Origin of the sequence: Halorubrum sp. Eb13, from assembly GCF_002252895.1 — an archaeon.
Classification (GTDB): Archaea; Halobacteriota; Halobacteria; order Halobacteriales; family Haloferacaceae; genus Halorubrum.
The window spans coordinates 1-21142 of the sequence record NZ_NHPE01000009.1 but is presented as its reverse complement, the minus strand read 5'-3'; the positions used below and the strand labels follow the sequence as shown (position 1 = coordinate 21142).

20 protein-coding genes are annotated in these 21142 nt (G+C 71.7%); 12 read left to right on the top strand and 8 right to left on the bottom strand.

Annotation, left to right across the window (positions count from 1 at the left end; genetic code table 11):
• From DJ75_RS00950 to DJ75_RS00930, 5 genes are all read right to left on the bottom strand, one after another.
• The coding region (locus DJ75_RS00950) for a carbohydrate kinase family protein (RefSeq protein ID WP_094522012.1) at nucleotides 1-861 on the bottom strand (861 nt) is incomplete at its 3' end.
• 27 nt (nucleotides 862-888) lie between these two features.
• Nucleotides 889-1422, bottom strand: a complete 534-nt coding sequence (locus DJ75_RS00945; protein WP_094522011.1) for a nucleoside deaminase — start codon at nucleotides 1420-1422, stop codon at nucleotides 889-891.
• A 58-nt stretch (nucleotides 1423-1480) separates the two neighbouring features.
• Nucleotides 1481-1822 carry a hypothetical protein gene (locus DJ75_RS00940; protein ID WP_094522010.1) on the bottom strand — a complete coding sequence of 114 codons (342 nt, stop codon included), beginning with the start codon at nucleotides 1820-1822 and terminating at the stop codon, nucleotides 1481-1483.
• Nucleotides 1823-1831: 9 nt separating this feature from the next.
• Nucleotides 1832-2536 (bottom strand): hypothetical protein, encoded by a 705-nt coding sequence (locus DJ75_RS00935; protein WP_094522009.1) that lies wholly within the window; start codon nucleotides 2534-2536, stop codon nucleotides 1832-1834.
• A 2-nt stretch (nucleotides 2537-2538) separates the two neighbouring features.
• Nucleotides 2539-2718, bottom strand: a complete 180-nt coding sequence (locus DJ75_RS00930) for a zf-TFIIB domain-containing protein (protein WP_094522008.1) — start codon at nucleotides 2716-2718, stop codon at nucleotides 2539-2541.
• 161 nt (nucleotides 2719-2879) lie between these two features.
• On the opposite strand from DJ75_RS00930, the gene DJ75_RS00925 reads away from it, so the two are divergent.
• The 4 genes from DJ75_RS00925 (at nucleotide 2880) to DJ75_RS00910 (ending at nucleotide 8443) form a co-directional block, all read left to right on the top strand.
• Complete coding sequence (locus tag DJ75_RS00925) at nucleotides 2880-3830, top strand: permease (RefSeq protein ID WP_094522007.1); 951 nt, start codon at nucleotides 2880-2882, stop codon at nucleotides 3828-3830.
• Between the two features lie 398 nt (nucleotides 3831-4228).
• On the top strand, nucleotides 4229-5095 hold the full coding sequence (locus DJ75_RS00920; protein ID WP_094522006.1) for a PHP domain-containing protein: 867 nt from the start codon (nucleotides 4229-4231) through the stop codon (nucleotides 5093-5095).
• 94 nt (nucleotides 5096-5189) lie between these two features.
• Nucleotides 5190-6479, top strand: a complete 1290-nt coding sequence (glp, locus tag DJ75_RS00915) for a gephyrin-like molybdotransferase Glp (RefSeq protein ID WP_094522005.1) — start codon at nucleotides 5190-5192, stop codon at nucleotides 6477-6479.
• On the top strand, nucleotides 6476-8443 hold the full coding sequence (locus tag DJ75_RS00910; RefSeq protein WP_094522004.1) for a molybdopterin biosynthesis protein: 1968 nt from the start codon (nucleotides 6476-6478) through the stop codon (nucleotides 8441-8443). The genes glp and DJ75_RS00910 overlap by 4 nt, the downstream gene beginning before the upstream one ends.
• Here the strand turns inward: DJ75_RS00910 and DJ75_RS00905 are convergent.
• From DJ75_RS00905 to DJ75_RS00895, 3 genes are all read right to left on the bottom strand, one after another.
• Entirely contained in the window at nucleotides 8413-8874 is a 462-nt protein-coding gene (locus DJ75_RS00905; RefSeq protein WP_094522003.1) for a PaaI family thioesterase, read from the bottom strand. The two genes, DJ75_RS00910 and DJ75_RS00905, sit on opposite strands and share 31 nt — an antisense overlap.
• Nucleotides 8875-9163: 289 nt before the next feature.
• Nucleotides 9164-10144: a hypothetical protein gene (locus DJ75_RS00900; RefSeq protein WP_094522002.1), complete on the bottom strand. Its 981-nt coding sequence runs from the start codon at nucleotides 10142-10144 to the stop codon at nucleotides 9164-9166.
• Nucleotides 10145-10248: 104 nt separating this feature from the next.
• Nucleotides 10249-11928 (bottom strand): histidine kinase N-terminal 7TM domain-containing protein, encoded by a 1680-nt coding sequence (locus DJ75_RS00895; RefSeq protein ID WP_094522001.1) that lies wholly within the window; start codon nucleotides 11926-11928, stop codon nucleotides 10249-10251.
• Between the two features lie 137 nt (nucleotides 11929-12065).
• On the opposite strand from DJ75_RS00895, the gene DJ75_RS00890 reads away from it, so the two are divergent.
• The 8 genes from DJ75_RS00890 to tgtA all read left to right on the top strand — a co-directional run bounded on the left by DJ75_RS00890 (nucleotide 12066) and on the right by tgtA (nucleotide 19892).
• Nucleotides 12066-12794 (top strand): lipoate--protein ligase family protein, encoded by a 729-nt coding sequence (locus DJ75_RS00890; protein ID WP_094522000.1) that lies wholly within the window; start codon nucleotides 12066-12068, stop codon nucleotides 12792-12794.
• Between the two features lie 128 nt (nucleotides 12795-12922).
• A complete protein-coding gene (locus DJ75_RS00885; protein ID WP_094521999.1) occupies nucleotides 12923-13324 on the top strand; it encodes a 30S ribosomal protein S6e in 402 nt (133 codons plus the stop codon).
• A gap of 13 nt (nucleotides 13325-13337) precedes the next feature.
• The gene (locus tag DJ75_RS00880; RefSeq protein ID WP_094521998.1) at nucleotides 13338-13805 is read left to right on the top strand and encodes a hypothetical protein; all 468 of its coding nucleotides are present in this window, start codon (nucleotides 13338-13340) and stop codon (nucleotides 13803-13805) included.
• A gap of 97 nt (nucleotides 13806-13902) precedes the next feature.
• Nucleotides 13903-14988 carry an Lrp/AsnC family transcriptional regulator gene (locus DJ75_RS00875; protein WP_094521997.1) on the top strand — a complete coding sequence of 362 codons (1086 nt, stop codon included), beginning with the start codon at nucleotides 13903-13905 and terminating at the stop codon, nucleotides 14986-14988.
• A gap of 31 nt (nucleotides 14989-15019) precedes the next feature.
• Nucleotides 15020-15709 (top strand): bifunctional precorrin-2 dehydrogenase/sirohydrochlorin ferrochelatase, encoded by a 690-nt coding sequence (locus tag DJ75_RS00870; protein WP_094521996.1) that lies wholly within the window; start codon nucleotides 15020-15022, stop codon nucleotides 15707-15709.
• Nucleotides 15706-17043 carry a glutamyl-tRNA reductase gene (gene hemA / locus DJ75_RS00865; protein WP_094521995.1) on the top strand — a complete coding sequence of 446 codons (1338 nt, stop codon included), beginning with the start codon at nucleotides 15706-15708 and terminating at the stop codon, nucleotides 17041-17043. The genes DJ75_RS00870 and hemA overlap by 4 nt, the downstream gene beginning before the upstream one ends.
• Nucleotides 17044-17515: 472 nt before the next feature.
• Complete coding sequence (locus tag DJ75_RS00860; RefSeq protein WP_094521994.1) at nucleotides 17516-18292, top strand: Nif3-like dinuclear metal center hexameric protein; 777 nt, start codon at nucleotides 17516-17518, stop codon at nucleotides 18290-18292.
• A gap of 82 nt (nucleotides 18293-18374) precedes the next feature.
• Nucleotides 18375-19892, top strand: a complete 1518-nt coding sequence (gene tgtA, locus DJ75_RS00855; protein WP_094521993.1) for a tRNA guanosine(15) transglycosylase TgtA — start codon at nucleotides 18375-18377, stop codon at nucleotides 19890-19892.
• Nucleotides 19893-21142: the final 1250 nt, after the last annotated feature.

Sequence of the window (21142 nt, the reverse complement as noted above, 5' to 3'; positions counted from 1 at the left end):
GCCGGCGACCCACTGATCGATCAGCCCGGCGACGAACGCGTCGCCGGCCCCCGTCGCGTCGGCCACGTCCACGTCGAACGCCTCGAACCGCCGGACCGCTCCGTCGGCGATCACGGTCATCCCGTCGGCGCCGTGCGTGAGGACGGCGCGCGGCCAGTCCGCCTCGGCGCCGCCGGGAACCGCGCCGCCCGCGTCGACTCGCGCCCGCTGCGCGGCCGCGCCCCGTTCGACCGCGGCCGCCTCGTCTCCGAAGTAGGCCGCGGCGGCGACGTCGCCGGCGACGAACAGGTCGGCGGCGTGGAGGAGTCGGTGAATCGTCTCGGGCTCGGTGCCGCGGCCGACGAGCTCCTCGACGGGGCCGGAGAGGTCGAAGACGAGCGCGGGCGGGTCGCGGGCCGACTCGACGAGGCCGAGGACGTCCCGCGAGACCGCGTCGGGCGTGTAGCCGGTGAGGAAGGCGACGTCGGCCGCGGCGATCGCCTCGCGGTCGGCGGTCGAGAGCCGGAGCTCGCGGAAGCTCTCGCCCGTCGTGACGATCGCGCGCTCCCCGTCGGGCGCGCTGAGTATGAGCGACCGGGTCGACGGGTCGTCGCCGACCCGCACGCGCGAGGCGTCCACGCCGGTCTCGGCGAGGTACTCGCGCGGCCGGCGGCCGTACTCGTCGTCGCCGACGCGGCTGACGAGGCCGACGTCGCGGCCGAGGCGGTCGAGCGCGACGGCGACGTTCGCGCCCACGCCGCCGAACGCGCTCGTCACCTCGCCCGCGAACGCGCCGCCGTCCGGCTCGGGGATGTTGCTGACGGCGTACCACTCGTCTATCGCCGCGGCGCCGACCACGACGGTCTCGGGGTCGCCGGTCATCGCGCCGGCGGGTGTCGACCCCGCACGCTACGACTCCCCCGCGGGTCCGGCCCCGTAGAACGACTCGTGGAGCGCCATCGCGGCCTCGGTCGCGATCGGCCCCTCAACGGTCGTCTCGCCGCCGGCGCGGCGGATCACCTCCTCGCAGGGGACGGTGACGACGCCGCCGGTGAGCCCGTCGAGCGTCTCGCCCGAGACGCCGAAGACGACCCGGTCGATCCCCGCGTAGTGGACCCCGGTCGCGCACATCGGACAGGGCTCCGTGCTGGCGTACATCGTGCAGCGCGCCCGCTCGTCGGGGTCCAACTCGCGGGCGGCGCGCCGCGCGAGCGTCAGCTCCGGGTGCGCGGCCAGGTCGTCCTCGGTCCGCGTCTCGTTGCGCGCCTCGGCGACGACCTCGCCGTCGACGACGAGGAGCGCCCCGAACGGGGTGTTCCCGCGCTCCACCGCCTCCTCGGCGAGTTCGATCGTCCGGTCGACGAACGCGCGGTCGCGGGCGGCCGCACCCTCGCCGTCGGCGTCGCTCTCGGCCTCGCGGTCGCCGTCGTTGGGGTCGGTCATACGGGGGTGTTCGGGCCGGGGCACCTAACGTTTCGTGCGGCGGACGGCGACGGAGCGATCAGGGCGCGTCTCGGTCGTCGCCGCCGGCCCCGTCGGCGTCGACCCCGTCAGCGTCGACCTCGTCAGCGTCGACCTCCGTCTCACCGCCGGCCGGGGCGCCGTCGTGCGATCGCCTGACGTCCCGGAGCGCGTCGACGGCGTCGTCGGTCGCCGCGGTTCTGGTCTCGGTCGCGGCGCTCGGGTCGAGACCGGTCGGCTCGTCGCCCGCGTCGCTCCCGTCGGCGTCGCTCTCATCCGCACCGCTCTCGTCGTCAGCGGTTCCCTCGGCCGGCGACTCGCCGCGCTCGTCGCCGCCGAAGACCGTGCCGATCCACGCGCGCAGTCTGGACAGCAGTCCCATCGGTTCGCGTCAGTAGTTCCTGAACAGCACCGCGCGCACGTCGTCTTTGGTGCGCGCCGTCTCGACGTCGCCGTCGGGCAGTTCGACCTCGTACCGCGCGTCGCCGTCCGCCTCCCGCCACTTGTCGTCGTGGGTGTCGAGGAGGCTCATCATCGCGTTAAGCTGGCTGGCGCCGGCGTCGCCCTCGCTCTCGGTCTCCGCCCCGTCGTCCGCCGGCTCCGGCGTCTCGCTCTCGTCGGAGGGAGCCGGTTCGGACGCGTCGTCGCCGAGGTCGACGTCGACCCACGAGAACGGGTCCGCCGACAGCGACTCGGCCGCGTCGAGGACCGCGTCGACCAGCTCCGCCTTCGTCATGTCGCTGCGGCCGGTCACGTCGAACGCGGCCGCGATCTCGTACAGGTCCGCCTCCTCGGCGGCGTCCGGGTCGCCGTGCCGGCGGGGGCGCGACTCGAGCCGCTCGCGCGTGCGATCCCGGTCGAACGCCGTCTCGTCTTCCGTGGTCGCGCGAGCAGCCTCGTCGGTCCGATCGCCGCCGAGCGCGGCCGGGTCGGCCTCGCGTTCGGGGTCGTCGACGGCGTCGGCCAAGTCCAGGAGGTACGCGAGCGTGCCCCCCGTGTCGACCGAGGCGTACGGCCCGGCGTGGGCCGCGGTCAGTTCCTCGCGGAGCGCCTCGATCCGGTCGCGGTCGTCGTCGGTGATCTCGATGGTCGGCATGGTCAGTCGTGTTGCTCCTGAAAGCGCGCGAACGCCTCCTCCCAGCTCTCGGCGAGTCGCGGCTCGCCCGAGTGGTCGGCCTCGACGCCGGCGTAGCCGCAGTCGTCGCAGGCGACCGCCGTCGCCCCGCCGAGCGCGAACGTCGACAGCGTCGTTCCGCAGCGAGGGCAGTCGAGTGACACGGGCTATCGCCTGAACGGTGGACCCGTGCCCTCAAAAGCGCACGGGGTGACGCGGGCGGAGCGACGCGACCGGGGGTGACGCGGTCGGGCTTCGCGCCGCCCGCGGCGCGACCGCGGGCTCGCGGGGTAACAATCATTAGAGTCGGCGGCGACCCTCCCGTATGAGCGAATCGAACGCGGAGAACCGCCTGCTGGAGTACTACCGGCGCTACGTCGGCGACCCCGACCGAGCGATCGACGTGTACGCGGGGTTCGGGCTCTTCTTCGCCGGGATCGGGCTCGGACTGGTCGGCGTCGCGATCTTCTTTTACAGCGCGACGCTCCCGTCCGAGGCGCTGTCGACGTACGCGGTCCGGGAGGTCGCCGCCGTCGCCGCCGCGGTCGGGCTGCCCGCACTCCTCCTCGGCGTCGTCGTACTGCTCCCCGTCGACCGGCGGATGGTGTACCTCGCCGGCGTCGGCACCGCGATCACCCTCGTCGCCGTCGGGCTGTTCACCTGGGCGTACCCGTACTACTGGAACGTTCCCGACACCGACTACAGCGCGCAGGTGGTCGCGGTGTACACTCTCGGGCTCGTCGCCGTCATCGCCGCGACCGGCGGCGCGCTGGTCGCCCACCGCGTCGAGCGCGCGACGGGCGTCGCCGGCGGTGCGGCCGGAGGCGACGCGGCCGGAGCCGGGTCCGCCGCGGGCGGCGTCGGCGACGACGGGACCGCCGGGGGCGCGGGCGGCGACGGCGAGGGGGTCACCGACGCCGAGGTCCGAGCCGACATCGAGCGCGAGCTGGAGGACGCGGAGCTGACGTGGGGCGGCGTCGAGCGCACCGAGACCCGCCGGCTGGAACTGGACACGAGCGCGGTGGACGACGTCGACGTCGACCGCGAGAAGCTGGCCGGATCCGCCACGGAGACCCGGACGAAGTCCGGGACCGTCAACGACGCGGTCTCGGAGCTGAAGGGGCTCCAGGGCGGCGAGAAGAAGACCGCGAGCGGCTCGGGGACCGACGACCAGGCCGCGAAGCTCCGCGAGCTCCGGGAACAACAGCGCCAGGAGTCCGAGGCGAGCGACGAGGAGGGGTCGGTCGTCGACAGAATCAGAGGGCTGTTCGACTGAACGTTTTATAACTTGCGTCCGTCGCGGGATACGCTTCCGGAGTCGAGCGCGCTCAGTGAGAACCGATCGAGGACGGCTCGCAGAGCGCTTCGAGAGCCCTTCCAGAGCGCTTCCAGAGCGCTTCCAGAGCTCTTCCAGAGCGCCAGCCGCCTGTTTATAAATAGTTGAGTTCGGACCGCTGACGAACAGCTCCAAAGCCCGTACCGCGACCGCAGCCTCACGCCTCCCCAGCCTCGTCAGTCGCCTCCGCTTCGCTCCGGCGACTGACTCCCTCGCACGCGCTCCTCGCGGTCGCCGCGGGCGACCGCTCGGAGGCGCGCGCCGCGGCAGGGTTTCGTGATAACTGAGCGTCGGACGTCCTTCGCGCATTTAAGTATCTCCCGTCGCCTACTCCGGGTGTGTCCAGCGTCACGGTCAGCATCGACCCCCACGTTCACTCTGACGAGAGCTACGACGGCCACGAGCCGATCGAGCTCATCTTAGAGCACGCCGCGGAGATCGGTCTCGACGCGGTCGTGATCACCGACCACGACGTGATCGGCGAGTCGAAGCGGGCGGCCGAACTGGCCCCGGAGTACGGCCTGATCGGCATCCCGGGCGTCGAGGTGTCGACCGCGCACGGCCACCTGCTGGCGGTCGGCGTCGAGCGGATGCCGCCGCGCCGGCGCCCCTACGACGAGACGATCGCGTGGATCCACGAGCGCGGCGGAGTCGCGATCGTCCCGCACCCCTTCCAGCGCTCGCGTCACGGCGTCCGACAGCGGAACATCCCCGTCCCGGAGACGAGAGACGAGGAGGTCCTCGTCGCCGACGGCGACGGGATCGACGAGGTCGACGCCGTCGAGACGTTCAACGCGTGGCTGTTCACCGGCTACCGGAACCGCCGCGCGCGGCGCTTTGCCGCGAAGTACGACTACCCGGGCGTGGCCGCCAGCGACGCGCACCACCTGGAGTACGTCGGCCGAGCGTTCACCGACGTGGCGGTCGACGGGCGCGAATCGGTCGCCGACGTCACCGCCGACGACGTCCTCGACGCGATCCGGGAGGGGACGACCACGGTCGACGGTCGCCGCGCCCCGATCCGGATGGCCGCGAAGCACTACGTGGGCGCCGCGGGGCGCAAGTCCGGCTACTACGCCCGAACGAGCGCGGTCCGGAGCGCGACCGCGGCGCGGCGAGGGGCCGCCGAGACGCTCTCGGCCGCCCGGGTCGCGGCGATTCAGGGCACCCACCGCGCGGCACGGGTCCTCTCGTGGATCACCTGAGGCGACCGCGACGGCGGTGAGCCCGCGGTCGGAGCCCGGCGAGGCGACCGCCAGGGGAGCGGGGTTTTTGCACGCGGGCCCGAAACGAACGCCCATGAGCCACGACAGACGCGAGGCCGGCTTCAAGCGGCGGACCCGCGTCGCGGACGCGCTGGCGACGCTGCTGGACGCCGCCGAGCCGCACGGCCGGACCGAGTCGCTGCCGACGGCCGACGCCGACGGGCGGGTCGTCGCCGAGCCGATCGACGCGCCGGCGCCGGTCCCGAGCTACGACCGGGCGGCGATGGACGGGTACGCGGTCCGCGCCGAGGACACGTTCGGCGCCTCCGACCGCTCGCCGGCGGTGCTCCGCGCCGCGGGCACGGAGGCCGAGTCGGTCGCGCCCGGCGAGGCCGCGCGGGTCCACACCGGAAGCGCGGTGCCCGAGGGCGCCGACGCCGTCGTGATGATCGAACAGGTGGAGGAAGTCGGCGAGGAGGTCGAGGCGTTCGACGCCGTCGCGACCGGCGAGAACGTCGGCGAGGCCGGCGAGGACGTCGCCGACGGCCAGCGCCTCTTCGACGCGGGCCACGTCCTTCGCCCCTCCGACCTCGGGCTCCTGAAGTCGGTGGGGCTCGACGCGGTCCCGGTGTACGACCCCCCGACTGTCGCCGTGATCCCGACCGGCGAGGAGCTGGTCCAGTCCGACCCCGACCCGGGCGAGGTGATCGAGACGAACGGCCTGACCGTCTCGCGGTTAGTCGAGCGGTGGGGCGGCGAGGCGCGCTACCGCGACGTCGTCACCGACGACGAGGAGGCCCTCGCGGCCGCGGTGGAGGCCGACCTCGACGCCGACGTGGTCGTCACCACAGGCGGGTCGTCGGTCGGCGAGCGCGACCTGATCCCCGAGGTCGTCGACGGGCTCGGCGAGGTGCTCGTCCACGGCGTCGCCCTGAAGCCGGGCCACCCGGTCTGCCTCGGCGTCGCCGACGGCACGCCGGTCGTCTCCCTGCCCGGCTACCCGGTCGCCTGCATCGTCAACGCCGCGCAGTTCCTCCGGCCGCTCCAGAAGCGCGTCGGCGGGACGACCGCCGACCCCTTCCCGACGCGGCGCGCGGTCCTCGACCGGAAGGTGCCGAGCGAGCCCGGGACGCGGACGTTCGCGCGGGTGGCGCTCTCCGAGCGCGAGGGCGACGAAGCGGACAGCGACGAGGGGGGAGACGGGGCGAACGGCGGCGACGGGGGAGCGGCGAACCTCCCCGCCGCGACCCCGACGCGCGCGAGCGGTTCCGGCATCCTGTCGAGCGTCGCGCTCGCCGACGGCTGGGTCGTGGTCCCCGAGCCGCGGGAGGGCCTCGACGCCGGCGAGGTCGTCGACGTCGAGCTCTGGGAGGTGACGCCGTGAGCGACCGCAAGGAGTTCCGGGACCTCGCGACGCCCGAGGCGGCCCGCGAGGCGATCGGTTCGCTCGACCTCGCGCCGGAGTCGGAGACGGTCCCGCTGGAGGAGGCCCGCGGGCGCGTCCTCGCGGAGCGCGTCGACGCCGCGATCGACGTCCCCGGCTTCGACCGGGCGTCGATGGACGGGTACGCGGTCCGCGCCCGCGACACGTTCGGCGCGGACGAGGCCGACCCCGCGGAGCTCGACCTCGTCGGGGCGGTCCACGCCGGCGCCGCGCCAGAAGTGACGGTGGCGCCGGGCACCTGCGCCGAGGTCTCGACGGGCGCCGTGATGCCCGAGGGCGCAGACGCCGTGGTGATGGTCGAGCGGACCGACGAACTGGACGGCGAGGGGGAAGCGGGGGACGGAGACCGGCCCGACCGCATCGCGTTCCGGACCGCGGTCGCGCCCGGCGACCACGTGATGAGCGCCGGCGCGGACATCGCCGCGGGTGCCCGGGCGCTCGGTCCGGGAACGCGGCTCACGCCACGGGAGATCGGGCTCCTCTCCGCGCTCGGCGTCGACGAGGTCCCCGTCGAGGGGAAACCGCGGGTCGGGATCGTCTCGACCGGCGACGAGCTGGTCCGACCGGGCGAGTCGCTCGACCCCTCGCGCGGCGAGATATACGACGTGAACTCGACGACGATCGCCGCGGGCGTCGAGGAGGCGGGCGGCGAGTCGGTCCTCTACCCGCACGCGGGCGACGACTACGACGAGATGGAGCGGCTGCTCCGGCGCGCGGCCGACGAGTGCGACCTCGTGCTCTCCTCGGGGTCGACCTCGGCGAGCGCCGTCGACGTCATCTACCGGGTGATCGAGGAGCGGGGCGAGCTGCTGCTCCACGGCGTCGCGGTCAAGCCCGGCAAGCCGATGCTCGTCGGCCGCCTCGACCGCCGCGGCGACGAGAGCGGGTCGGCCGCGACCTCGGCGTACATCGGTCTCCCCGGGTACCCGGTCTCCGCGCTCACGATATTCCGGACGTTCGTCGCGCCCGCGATCCGCGAGGCGGCCGGCCGGCCCGAGCCCGCGACGGCGACCGTCGAGGGACGGATGGGGCTCGGCGAGCGATACGGGGAGGGACGCATGCGGCTGATGCCCGTCGGACTCCTCGACCTGGCCGACGGCGACCTCCCGCTCGTCTACCCGGTCGACAAGGGCTCCGGGGCGACGACGAGCCTCGTCGAAGCGGACGGCGTCGTCGCCGTCGACCCGGACACGGAGTACCTCGACCGGGGCGAGCGCGTCACGGTGCGGCTGTTCTCGCCCGACGTGCGCCCACCGAGCCTGCTCGGCGTCGGCGAGGACGACCCGGCGCTCAACCGCCTGCTGGACCGCTTGGAGAACCCGCGGTACCTCCCGGTCGGCTCCCGCGAGGGGCTCCGGCGGCTGCGCGACGGCGTCCCGGACGTCGCGGTTGTCGCGGGACCGACCGACCGCGAGGTCGAGTCGGTCGAGCTCGGCGGCTGGACCCGCGAGTGGGGGCTCGTCGTCCCCGCGGGCAACCCGGCCGACGTGACTGGCCTCGAATCGGTCGTCGACCGCGACCTGCGGTTCGTCAACCGCCCGACCGACTCCGGGCTCCGGCGGAGCTTCGACGACGCGCTGGACGCGCTCGCCGACGAGCGGTCGACCTCGCGGAGCGAGCTGATCGAGGCCGTCGCGGGCTACGAGCTCACCGTGCGGGCGTTCGAGAGCCCGGTTCGGAAGGTGATCGCCGGCGACGCCGACGTCGGGGTCGGACTGCGCGAGACGGCGAAGCGGCTCGACTGCGAGTTCGTGTCGCTCGGCGAGCAGTCGGTCGTCGTCCGCGCGGCGCCCGACCGGGCCGAGCGCGACGCGGTAACCGAACTCGCGGGCGCGCTCGACGACCCGGCGGACCTCATCGACGGTCTCGCCGGCTACTCGCGGAACAGTCGGAACGACCCCTGACCGACGACGACCTCGTCGGTCTCGCCGTTGGTCGCGCTGGTGACGGTCATGTCGCTGACCCCGATCGACCCGCCGGACCTGACGATTGTCGCCTCGGCGCGGAGGTCTCCGGTCGCCGGGCGGAGGTAGTTCGCGTTGAGGTTCACCGTCGCGACGCCGCCCGAGAGCGGGTCCTCGAAGGCGGTGCGCTGGACGATTCCCCCGGCGGTGTCGACGAGCGTCGCCGCCACGCCGCCGTGGATGGTGCCGCCGTCGCTGTTCGTCAGCTTGTCGTCGTACGGTATCGAGAGGACGACCCGCCCCCGCTCGACGACGTCCACCGACGTGTTCAGCCACGAGAGGTAGCCGTGCTCCTCCTCGATTCGCCGTTCGACGAGCGCGACGGCTTCGGCCGGCAAGGGGTCAAAGTCCGCGACATCTGTCCGGTTCATACCTCCAACTCACGAGGGTCCCGCTTGTAGCCCCCGAAACGGGAAACAACTGGTCCGGGGTTGGCGCGCCGGCGGCGGTCGGGGACCGGTGTTTCGAGGTCCGCCCGGTCAGCGGTCTGACCGATCGCTCCGAGCCCGCCCGACCGCTCTTGTCCGATGCCGAGCCACCCGCCCCGTGACCTGACGCTTCGCCCGCGGCGGCCGAGACGGGAGTCCGGCGCACCGCCGCGGGAACCGCCGAACGCGCCGGCCGTTCGCCAGCCGTCGTTCCCCTCGCGCTGACGGAACCTCACCCCACTCCGAGCCGGATCGGGTCGTCGCTCGGGACCACGTCGAGCGACACCGCCTCGCCGATCGCGAACTCGCGGTCCGGGCAGACGACCTTCGCGCCGTACCCCGCGTCCCGCGCCGCGAACAGCGACAGCCCCACGACCCGCTCGCCGTTCGCGAGCACGTCGACGGGGTCCCACGCGAGTCCGCGACCCGCCGCGACGCCGACGCGTGTCCCCCACAGCGTCGCCGCCGCCCCCTCCTCGAACCGGCCGAACCCGTCGCCGCGTCCGGCCGGGTCGCCGTGTTCGACCGCGTCGCCGCCGGGCGTGCCACCGTCGAGCGCGCCGCCGGGCGTGCCCGCGCCGAACGCGCCGCCGCCGGCGTAGTGGGCCAGTCCGCCGTCCAGCGGGATCCGCTCGTCGCTCGCAAGCGCCGCGAACGACTCGCCCGGATCGGGGTGGACCGGCGCGTCGAGGATGACGTGCGTCGGCCCGCGTTCGACCACGACGCCCTCCCCGTCCCACGGGATGGGGGCGACCGCGACGTCGACGTCAACCGGGAGCGACCCGCTCGCCCTGAGCGCGCTCGCGCCGGGGGCTCGGAACCCGAGGTGGACGTGGTCGTCGACCCACTGCCCGAAGAACCCGGAGCGCGTCGTCGGCCCGAGGTCGTCGCCGACATCGACGTGGTTGCTGGGGGACACCTCGGGGACAACGTGGAGGATCCGAGCGGCGGTCCCGGGCGCGGCGCCGGCCCGCCGACACCACTCGTCGTCGAGGTCGACGACGATCAGATGGTCCTCGCTCGCGGCGTAGGATCGGTCCGGACAGCCGACGGTACGCGTCTCGCGAACGACGCCCGAGACGGGCGATGCTCCCCGACCGTCCTCGGGGTACAGATCGACTGCGCTCCCGTCGTCGTGTGCCGGGTACGGCGAGTTGAACCGCGAGAACCGACGGTAGCCGTCGAGCGAGTCTGGCGGCAGCGTGACGGACATCGTCGTTCGGAGGGCGGGGCTCGACCGACAAGTGGCCGTCGACGCCGGTAGCCCGGGCCGGAGGTCGACACCGCGGAGTCGACCCGCCCGTCCGCGCCGTCGTCTCACCCGTCAGCGGGTTCGATCCTGGCGATCACGAAGCGGGCGCCGCCGGATTCAGACTCCTCGACGGAGAGCTCCCAGCCGTGCGCCTCCGCGATGTCGACGACGATCGCGAGCCCGAGCCCGGTTCCGCCGTCCAGCGAGACGCCCCGTTCGGTCACTTGGGAGCGCTGTTCCGGGGGGACTCCCGGGCCGTCGTCGGCGACGGCGAGCGCGACGCCGCCCGGTCGCCGCTCGATCTCGACCCGCACCGAGACGTTCGCTCCGGCGTGTTCTATCGCGTTGCGGAACAGGTTCGAGAGCAGCTGCTCGAGCCGATCGCCGTCGGCGAGGACGGTCGGGTCCGGCCCCTCGACGGAGAGCGTCGCGTCCGCGGTCTCGAGCCGCGACCAGACCCGCCGGACGGTCGCGTCGAGGGACACCCGATCGGCGGAGTCGACGGAGCGCCCCGCGGTCGCCAGCGAGAGGAGCCCCTCGATCAGGTCGTCCATGCGCTCGTGGGCGTTCGCCGCCCGGTCGAGCGCGTCGTCGTTCTCTCCGCCGTCGTGGCGCGCGAGCTCGACCGCCGCGGTCGCCGCGGCGAGCGGGTTCCGGAGGTCGTGGGAGACGACGCCGGCGAAGTCCTCTAGGCGCTCGTTCTGCCGTTCCAGCTCCGCCTCGCGGTGCTCCAGTTCGGTCTGGCGACGCTCCCGCTCCGTCACGTCACGGAGCAGGAACACGTGACCGCGGTCCGTCCCGCGGGGGTCCGTTATCGGGTCCTCCTGGATGTCGAACTGCCGCCCGTCGATGGCGATCGGGTGTTCGACGCCGATCTCCAGCCGCGGGAACACCGCCGAGAGCGACGACCCGACCGCGTCCGGCGGGAGCAGCTCCTCGGCGGCCGGGTTGAGGTCGCGGATCCGACCGTCGGACCCGGCCACGATCACCGGGTCCTGCATCACCTCGACGGCGGTGTCGCGGGCGACGACCGCGGCGTCGAGCGTCCCGAGCCAGAACACCGTTCCGTACAGGAAGACGCCGTGGACGACGAGCGACGACGGGAACCACGCGAGGTTCGCGTAGCTACCCAAGTCGACGACGGTGGCGATCCCGGCGAGGAACGGGAACAGCGTCCCGAGCAGGATCACGAACGTCTGGAGCCGGTACCGGTTCCCGGTCCGCTGGTAGAGGTCCGTGACGACGAGGACGCCGATGACGCAGAGCGCGTACGCGTACAGAACGAAGCCGACGTCGGCGAGGCCGAGCTCGAACGAGAGCAGCGTGAACGGCCCCTCCGCGACCGCGGCGAGCGAGCGACGGGAGAGCCCGTGCGTGGCGCTCGACCACGCGAGCAGCACCCAGACGAAGGGGGGCGTCGCCAGCGCGACGATGCGGTGTTCCGTCCGCCACTGGTCGTGGCCGGCGAACGCGAGCGTGAACGCCGTCCAGATCCCGGGGATCGCGGCGACGAGCGGCGTCGCGAGGTTGAGCGTCACGACCATTACCAGCTCGCTCGCGCTCGCGACCCTGACCGCGTACAGAAGCGATATCCCGCCGCCACACAGCAGGTAGAGGGCGACCTCGGTCCCGCCCGGTTGGTCGCGCTCTCGCCACGCGACCCCGCCGAGCCAGAGCCCGATGATCGCGGCGAGCAGGCAGGCCGCGAGATAGGCTCGTACCGGCAGCGCGCCGAGGTCGCTCATCGATACGTGACCCAATAAGAGGGCCGGCAAAACGTTTGTGTCATACGCCGGAGCCCCGCCCTCGGCGAGTCGCCGTTCGCGGACGGCGGCCGCGACCGGCCGAAACCGGCTTGTCCGCCGCCGCCCTGCAGACCGGTATGCGCGTGCTCAGGGGAGCTGTCGACGACCCCGACGCGGACCGTGAGCGGACCGCGGCGTTGCTCACCGACGCGGGTGACGGGACGCCCGGGCTCCGCGTGTGGGCCCCGGCCCGACAGATCGCCTTCGGTCGCCGCGACGCCCGCGCGGAGGCGTTCGATAGGGCCGAACGGATCGCCGCGGAACGGGGATTCCGCCCGGTGGAGCGCGACGTCGGCGGTCGGGCCGTTGCGTACGCCGGAGACACGCTGGCGTTCGCCCACGCGATCCCGTTGGGCGAGGGCGACTCGACGGGAAGCGGGGCACGCGGCTCGATCACGGAGCGGTACGACCGCACGGTCGAGGTGGTGGTCGGGGCGCTCCGAAAGCTGGGCGCCGACGTCGTCGCCGGCGAGCCGCCGGCGTCGTTCTGCCCGGGCGACCACTCGGTTCGCGTGGCCGGCGGCGGGAAGGTGTCGGGAATCGCCCAGCGCGTCCGCGCCGACGCGGCGCTGGTCGCCGGGTGCGTCGTCGTCACGCCGGCCGACGCCCGGGCGATCGCCGGCGTCAGCGACGCCGTCTACGACGCCATCGGCGTGCCGTTCGATCCCGAGACGGTCGGTAGCGTCGCGGCGGCCGGCGGCCCGAGCGAACCGGCGCGCGTCGCTCGGGCGCTGGAGGACGCGTTCGTCGAGGGTCCGTGGGGCGACGGGTCGCGGCGGGTCGAGCGGATCGGCGCCGGGCGGTGAGCGGAGGGATCCCGGGCGGCGGGCCGGGACCGACGGGGAAATCCCGCCGCCGAACCGGATCCGCGGACCGATCGGGGCCGGATCCCGGTTTCGACGTGCTTTTTATTCGCGGGGGTCTCCGTTCGCCCATGGCCGAATTCAAAGTCGTCATCGCCGACCCCGAGAGCGGCGAGACGTTCCAGCGAGAGGTCGACGGACAGGACGCCAACCGGTTCCTCGGTCGCGAGATCGGCGACGAGATCGGCGGCGACGCCGTCGGACTCTCCGAGCACACGATCGAGATCACCGGCGGCTCCGACGAGACCGGTCGACCGATGCGCGAGGACGTCTCGGGCACTCGCCTGAAGGAGCTCCTCTTAGAGGGCGGCGTGGGCTTCAAGCCGTCCCGCGAAGGCGAGCGCAAGCGCATCACCGTCCGCGGCCGCGAGGTCGACGACGACGTCGCGCAGATCAACGTCTCGGTCGTCGAGGGCGACGACGTCGCCGCAGCGCTCGGCGAGGGCGACGCCGACGACGCCGACGAGGAGTAAGGGCCCGTTTCCGATGCCCCGCGTTCCCTCCGACGACGAGGGCGTCGCCTCGATTCGCGTCTCGCTCGCCCGGAGCGGCGGCACTCGCCGCCCCTGCGTTCGGATCCCCGAAGACGACGAGCTCTCCGGCCGCGTCGAGTCGGGGACCTGCGAGTCGCTGTCGATGGCCGCCGGCGACGTGGTCCGCGTCGCGATCGATCGCGAGGAGTACCACGCCCCGGTGACCGCCGACAGCGCCGGGCGGCTGATCCGCGGCGCGTTCGACAACAGACGGCTCGCGCGGGAGACGGGGGAGGGGGAGAACCGCCTGGTCGCGTGGCTCGCCGCGAACGGCCGAGAGCCGGGAGACAGCGTCGTCCTCGACGTCGTCGTGCCGGGGGAGCTGTACGGGCTCCGAGTCCCCGGCGAGCGGACCGTGTACGAGGCGACCCGCGGGCCGCCGTCGTCGCTCGCGGACATCGCGCGCGACCTCGACGGCTGAAGGCGGCGTCGGTGGCGCGGACCGGGACGGTGACCCTGATCGCAGACCTCGCCCGCGGGTCGGATCGCTTATTCTCGCTCGGACCCGATCTGGTGGCATGAGAGAGGTCGACGCGGATCTGACGGCGCTCGACCGCGGGATCATCAACGCCTTTCAGGGCGGATTCCCGGCGACCGAACGGCCCTTCGAGCCGGCCGCGGCGGCGCTTCGCGAACACGGCGTCGACGTGACCGGGGCCGAACTGTGCGAGCGCGTTCGCGAACTCGACGCGGAGGGCATCCTCTCGCGGTTCGGCGCGCTCGTCAACGCCGAGGAGATCGGCGGGGCGGCGTCGCTCGTCGCGATGCACGCGCCCGAGGACCGCTACGAGGAGATCGCGGAGACGGTCAACGAGTTCACCGCAGTGGCGCACAACTACGAGCGCGAGCACCCGCACCTCAACATGTGGTTCGTGGTGAGCGTCGCCGACCACCCGGACCCCGACAAGGACGGGAACGACCGGGTCGAGGAGGTGCTCGCCGAGATCGAGGCGGCGACGGGCCAAGAGACGTACAACCTGCCGAAGCTCCGGGAGTTCCACGTCGGCGCGAAGTTCCTCGTCGACGGTCCGGTCCCCGACGGCGACGTCGACCTGTCCGACCTCGGTCCGGCTGTCACGCCGAGCGACCGGGGGGCGCTCACGCCCGACGAGCGCGACCTCGTCGTCGAGATCCAGGGCGGGCTCCCGATCACGGAGACGCCGTACGCCGACGTGGCGGCCGCGCTCGACGCCGACGTCGACTGGGTGATCGAGACGATCAAACGGTTCGAGGCGGAGGGGAAGGTGCGCCGCGTCGGCGTCATCCCGAACCACTACGCGCTCGGGTACACGGAGAACGGAATGACGGTCTGGGACGTGCCCGAGGATGTCCTCGACGAGGTCGGCCCCGCGGTCGCCTCGCTCGACTTCGTCACGCACTGCTACGAGCGCCCTCGGCACGCCGGCGTCTGGGAGTACAATTTCTTCGCGATGACGCACGGGCGGACGGAGGCGGAGAGCGAGCGCCGCATCGCGGAGGTGAAAGAGCTGATGGACGAGCACTGGGACGTCGGCGCCGACGACTGGGACACGCTGTTCTCGACGCGAATTCTGAAGAAGACGGGGATCCGCATCGCCGACCGCGCCGACAGCAACACGACGTGATCCGTCGCACCGCGGTTCGGGGGCGTCCGACGTGATCCCGCTGTACCACGACTTCGCCGGGGAGTCGGTGCTCGTGTTCGGCGGGGGGAGCGTCGGCGCGCGAAAGGCGTCGCGGTTCGCCGACGAGGCCCGCGTCGTCGTCGTGAGCCCCGGGTTCGACGAGCGGCTCGTCGAGCGGGCGCGGGACGGAGGCGGAGCGAGCGGAGCGGGAGTGGAGCTGGTCCGCGCCGCCCCGGACGCCGACGCGGTCCGCGGTTGGGTCGCGCGCGTCGACCCCGCGCTCGTGGTCGCCGCCACGGACGTCGCCGCCGTCAACGCCGCGGCGGAGGCCGCCGCGCTCGACGCCGGCCTGCTCGTCAACCGAACGGACGTGTCGGCCGCGGACCGATCGGGCACGCGTGACGCCCGGAGCGTGGTCGTCCCGGCGACCGTCGAGGACGAGCCGGTCCGGGTCGCACTCTCGACCGGGGGCGCGAGCCCGGCGCTCGCGAAGGCGCTCCGCGAGCGCGTCGAGGCCGAGATCGACGGCGCCGGCGCGATGGCGGAGCTCTCCGGCGAGCTCCGCGCGGAGCTCAGAGAGCGGGAGATAGCGCCCGAGGCGCGCCGGGAGGCGATCCGTCGCGTCGTGCGATCCGAGGGGGTTTGGAAGGGTTTACAAAAGGGGAGATCCAACGGTCGTCAAGAGGCGTATTCCGTGATCGAGGAGGTACTCAAAGAATGAAAGAGACGGGAGCAATCGCCGGCGTGAGCGTCGCTCACTCCCGCGCGACGGTCGACGAGATCGAGTCGGCCGGCGGCGACGGCGTCCGTGCGACCGTCTCGGACCTGCTCGCGCGCGACGGCGTCGAGGAGGCGTTCGCCCTCCAGACGTGCAACCGCTCGGAGGCGTTCGTCGTCACCGACCGGACCGTCGACGGGACCGACGCGCTGGCGTCGTTCGCCCCCGAGGTCCGCGGCGGCGCGGTCCGCCGACTCGACCACGAGGAGAGCTTGGAACACCTGATGCGCGTCGCCTCCGGGCTGGAGTCGCTCGTACTCGGCGAGGACCAGATCATCGGCCAGCTCCGGGAGGCGTACGAGGAGTCGAAGTCCGCGGGCGGCATCGGCCCCGTCCTGAAGGACGCGGTGACGAAGGCGCTCCACGTCGGGGAGCGCGCGCGGAACGAGACGTCGATCAACGAGGGGGTCGTCTCGCTCGGGTCGGCCGCGGTCCGGCTGGCCGCGACCGAGATCGACCTCACCGACGGTTCGGCCGTCATCGTCGGCGCCGGCGAGATGGGGACGCTCGCGGCCCGGACGCTCGACGACACGGCCGTCTCGGAGATCGTCGTCGCGAACCGGACGGTGCCGAACGCGGAGTTCGTCGCCGGCGAGGTCGACACGCCCTCGGAGGCCGTCTCGCTCGCCGACCTCCCGGCGGTCGTGCACGGGGCCGACCTCGTGATCTCGGCGACCGGGAGCCCGGAACCGGTGATCGAGCCGGAACACGTCGCGGACGCGGGGCGGCTCGTCTGCATCGACATCGCGCAGCCCCGCGACGTCGACCCGGCGGTCGCCGACCGCGACGAGCTCACGCTGTACGACATCGACGCGTTAGAGGACGTGACGCGCCGGACTCGCGAGAGCCGCGAGGCGGAGGCGCGCGAGGTCGAGGCGATCATCGACGAGGAGCTCGACCGCATCCTGCGGGCGTACAAGCGCAAGCGCGCGGACGACGCCATCTCCGCGATGTACGCGGGCGCCGACCGCGTCAAGGCCCGCGAGGTCGACCGCGCGCTCTCGAAGCTGGAGGCGCAGGGCGATCTGACCGACGAGCAGCGCGAGACCGTCTCGGACATGGCGGACGCGCTGGTCGGCCAGCTGCTCGCGGCCCCGACCAGCTCGCTGCGCGACGCCGCGGGCGAGGACGACTGGGAGACGATCCGGACCGCCCTCCGGCTGTTCGATCCCGAGTTCGACGCCCCGCCCGAGGTCCCGGGCGGGACGTCGGCGGAGGAGAGCGGTCCGGAGATCGACGGCCCGCCGGAGTCGATCGCCGAGGAACTGGACGATTAGCGCTCCCTTCGGTCGCCCTCGCTACTCGCGCGACTCGCTGTCGTTCGAAAGGCGCGGAGCGCCTTTCGTGATGTCGTCAGAACGCTCTGCGTTCTGACTGCTAGCCGGAAATCTCTGATTTCCGGCGATGACGAGACGCCTCCGGCGTCTCGAACCACGCGCTTCGGTCGCTCACTTCGTTCGCTCCCTGCAGTGCTTGCGTCGTCGTGCTTCGTCCTCGCGGCTGCCCATTTGAATCCCGCCCCGCACAGCACCGCAGCCTCACGCCTCCCCAGCCTCGTCGGACGCCCTCCGCTTCGCTCCGGACGTCCGACTCCCTCGCGCGCGCTCCGTCGCGCCCTCCGGGCGCTCTGAGGCGCGCGCCACCGCATGAGACGTTTATATGCCTGAGAGACGTTCTCGGTCCGGCTGCGATCGGAGCCGACCCGGACGGACCGTCGCTCTTTATTCCCCGGCCGATCCACGGATCGTCATGAAACTCTCCGAGTACGCGCGACGGCTCGACGACGAACTCGACACGGCGGCGTACGCCGACGTCGACGCCAGCGCGAACGGGGTACAGGTCGGTCCGGACGACGCCGAGGTGGAGCGCGTCGCGTTCGCGGTCGACGCCGCCGAGGCGACGATCGAGGCCGCGGCCGACGCGGGCGCCGACGTCCTCGTCGTCCACCACGGGATCTCGTGGGGGGGCATCGACCGCGTCACGGGGACCGCGTACGACCGGATCGCGGCGCTGGTCGAGAACGACCTCGCGCTGTACGTCTCACATCTCCCACTGGACGGCCATCAGGACCTCGGTAACGCGGCCGGCGTCGCGGGCGCGATCGGGGTCGGGGACCGGGAGCCGTTCGGCGAGATCGGACCGGTCACGATCGGGACGGTCGGCGAGCTCGACGCGCCGCGGTCCGCGGCGTCGATCAGGGAGGCGCTTGACGACTTCGAGGGCCAGCCCGACGGCGAGGCGTCGCCGACGCGCGTGCTCGATTTCGGCCCGGAGGAGATCGACCGGGTCGCCGTCGTCACCGGGTCCGGCGTCGACTGGCTCGACGAGGCCGTCGAGGCGGGCGCCGACGCACTGATCACGGGCGAGGGGAAGGGGAAGGCGTACCACGAGGCGCGAGAGGCCGGCGTCACGGTGTTCCTCGCGGGCCACTACGCGACGGAGACGTTCGGGGTGCGGTCCCTCCGGTCGCTGTCGGCGGAGTGGGGGCTGGGGACCGAGTACGTGAGTCACCCGACGGGACTCTGAGGAGTCCGACCGGAGGGGCGAGGGCTCCGGCCCGTCGCCTCCCGAACGCAACCCTTACCGCCCGCGTCCGCGCATTCCGGGTATGCGCGATCACTTCGAGATCCGGGACCACGACGCCGCCGGGCGGATCGGCCGGCTGGAGGTCCCCCGCGCCGGGGTCACGGTCGAGACGCCGGCGCTGCTGCCGGTCGTCAACCCCAACGTGCTCACTGTCGAGCCGTCCCGACTCCGCGAGGAGTTCGGCGCGGAGATGCTGATCACCAACTCCTACATCATCCGGAGCACGGACCGGATCCGCGACCGCGTGCTGGACGAGGGGCTCCACGACTTCCTCGGGTTCGACGGCGCGATCATGACCGACTCCGGCTCCTTCCAGCTCGCCGAGTACGGCGACATCGACGTGACCACCGAGGAGATAATCGAGTTCCAGCGGCGGATCGGGAGCGACGTGGCGACCCCCGTCGACGTGCCGACGCCGCCGGACGTCGGCCGCGAGCGCGCCGAGCGCGAGCTGGCGACCACCGAGGAGGCGCTCGCCGACGCCGAGGCGGCGGAGACGGGCGAGATGCTCGTCAACGCGCCCGTACAGGGGTCGACGTTCCCGGACCTCCGAGAGGCGGCGGGCCGGCGCGCGACCGACACCGACCTCGACGTGTTCCCGGTCGGCGCGATGGTGCCCCTCCTCAACGCCTACCGCTACGCCGAGGTCGTCGAGGCGGTCCGCGCCGCGAAGCGCGGGCTCGACCCGGACGCGCCCGTCCACCTGTTCGGCGCGGGCCACCCGATGATGCTCGCGCTGGCGGTCGCCGCCGGCTGCGACCTGTTCGACTCGGCCGCCTACGCGCTGATGGCGCGCGACGGGCGCTACCTGACCGTCTCCGGGACCGAGCACCTGGAGGAGATGGAGTACTTCCCCTGCTCGTGTCCGGTCTGCGCCGAGCACACGCCCGCGGAGCTCCGGGAGATGGACGGGAGCGCCGGGGGCGGAAACGGCGACGCCGACGCGTCCGCCGAGCAGCTGCTGGCCGAGCACAATCTCTACGTCACCTTCGAGGAGCTCCGCCGCGTGAAGGCGGCGATCCGGTCGGGGAGCCTCCTCGAACTGGTCGACCGCCGGGCCCGCGGCCACCCCGCGATGCTCGACGGGTACCGCGCGCTGCTCGACCACACCGACGAACTGGAACGGACGGACCCGGTCTCGAAGGACGCGTTCTTCTACACCTCCCACGAGTCGGCCCGGCGACCCGAGATCCGCCGACACCGCGACCGGCTCGCCCGGCTGGAGGTCCCCGACCGCCTGCTGCTCACGGAGTCGAACGCGCCCTCCACGCACGACTACGACGCCGTGTGGCGCGTGAAACCCCCGTTCGGTCCCTTCCCGCGGGCGCTCTCGGAGACGTACCCGCTCACTGCCGAGGTCCCGGAGCGGCTCGACGAGGCGGCCCGAGTCGCCGCGGCCGAGGGCGTCGCCGCGCTCGCGGAGGTGAACCCCGAAAGCGAGATCACGCTCGGTCACGACGGCTGGCCAGAGACGGCGCTCGACGCCGTCCCCGACTGCGTCGAGACGGAGGACCTGCGGACGCTCGGGCGGTCCGGGTAACGGGGCTTGTTGAACTCCCGATCAGTGACTGATTTCTGTGGCTGTGCTGAATACAGGGCGCGAGTCTTGTACTAGTCCCCCTCAGTATGATCAGGCCGGATCGGTCAGTACAGGGAAATCACGAATCACTCGATAAACTTAGTTCGCTGAGTCTTGACTCCCGTTCGGTCGAAGCACTGTATAAAAGAGAAGCCCAAGTTCTGTAAGTACGACTACGCCCCCGATCGAGCGAGCAGCAGTCGATATCCCTGTCGTGTAACCACGTACCGCAACAGCGAGATCACCAAGTGCCGCGACTCCAAGCCCGAGCAAAAATACAATTATGAAGAGCAGATACCGAATCGATGTAAGTAGTTCATCTGTTCTGGAGGGCATCAAAACTAGTTCGAGTAGTGTTTGTGATAACTTTTCTGAACTGGTAAACGACTGACCAGTTCGCAAGCGCAATCTATGCCTAATTTAGAATTCAAATGGGGAAAATAACGCAGTCCCCGTGCTGATTAGATCCTCTGTATCGGTCACGCTAGCACTGACAAGCGCCGAGTAGTTCGAAACGTCACTGCTACATATAACGCGTGTATTTTACACGGAACCCCCTCCAGAGAACGGTAGCCCGAATGGGTCAGTACAGGGGATCGACTGTCATCCACCGCTACGGATTAACGATAGCTTTGATACTTATCACAGTAGACTCGGACGGTTTCACTGAGAGTTCGTGAACACCGGTAACCGTGATTGTACGCTCAAACGTCTGCTCCGTTTCGAACGCCTCTGAGAGAACGTCTTGCGAGTCATGAGAGAGAGTAACTTCTCCACCAGACCCTTTCTGTGTTCCAACGATGATTTTCACTGTATCACCCTTCTGTAGGTCTAATTCGTACGTCTGTTCTCGCTGTGTCGTGTCATCGACGCGGACATCACCAGAACCTCCCGTCACTGCCGAACAACCTCCGAGGACAGACGCCACGGTCACACTCGTTACAGACAGATACGTTCTCCTGTTCACGCATGTGGTTTTGACGGTAGAGTATAAATAGAATATCCAGAAACAAACAGATGCTTTAGCTAGTCATACAGATGCGTCCGCAGGCACCTACTAACGGTTGGTCCGGGAATCAAACGAAGAAAGTAACGCAGTCTCAGTGCTGAATGTATTCTCCCTATCGGTCATGTAGCTACTGACAGCGACTGGGGAGTTGATACCGCTCGTGCCGATAGAGGGCGCAGGCTGTGTTTAGACGCTAAGAATA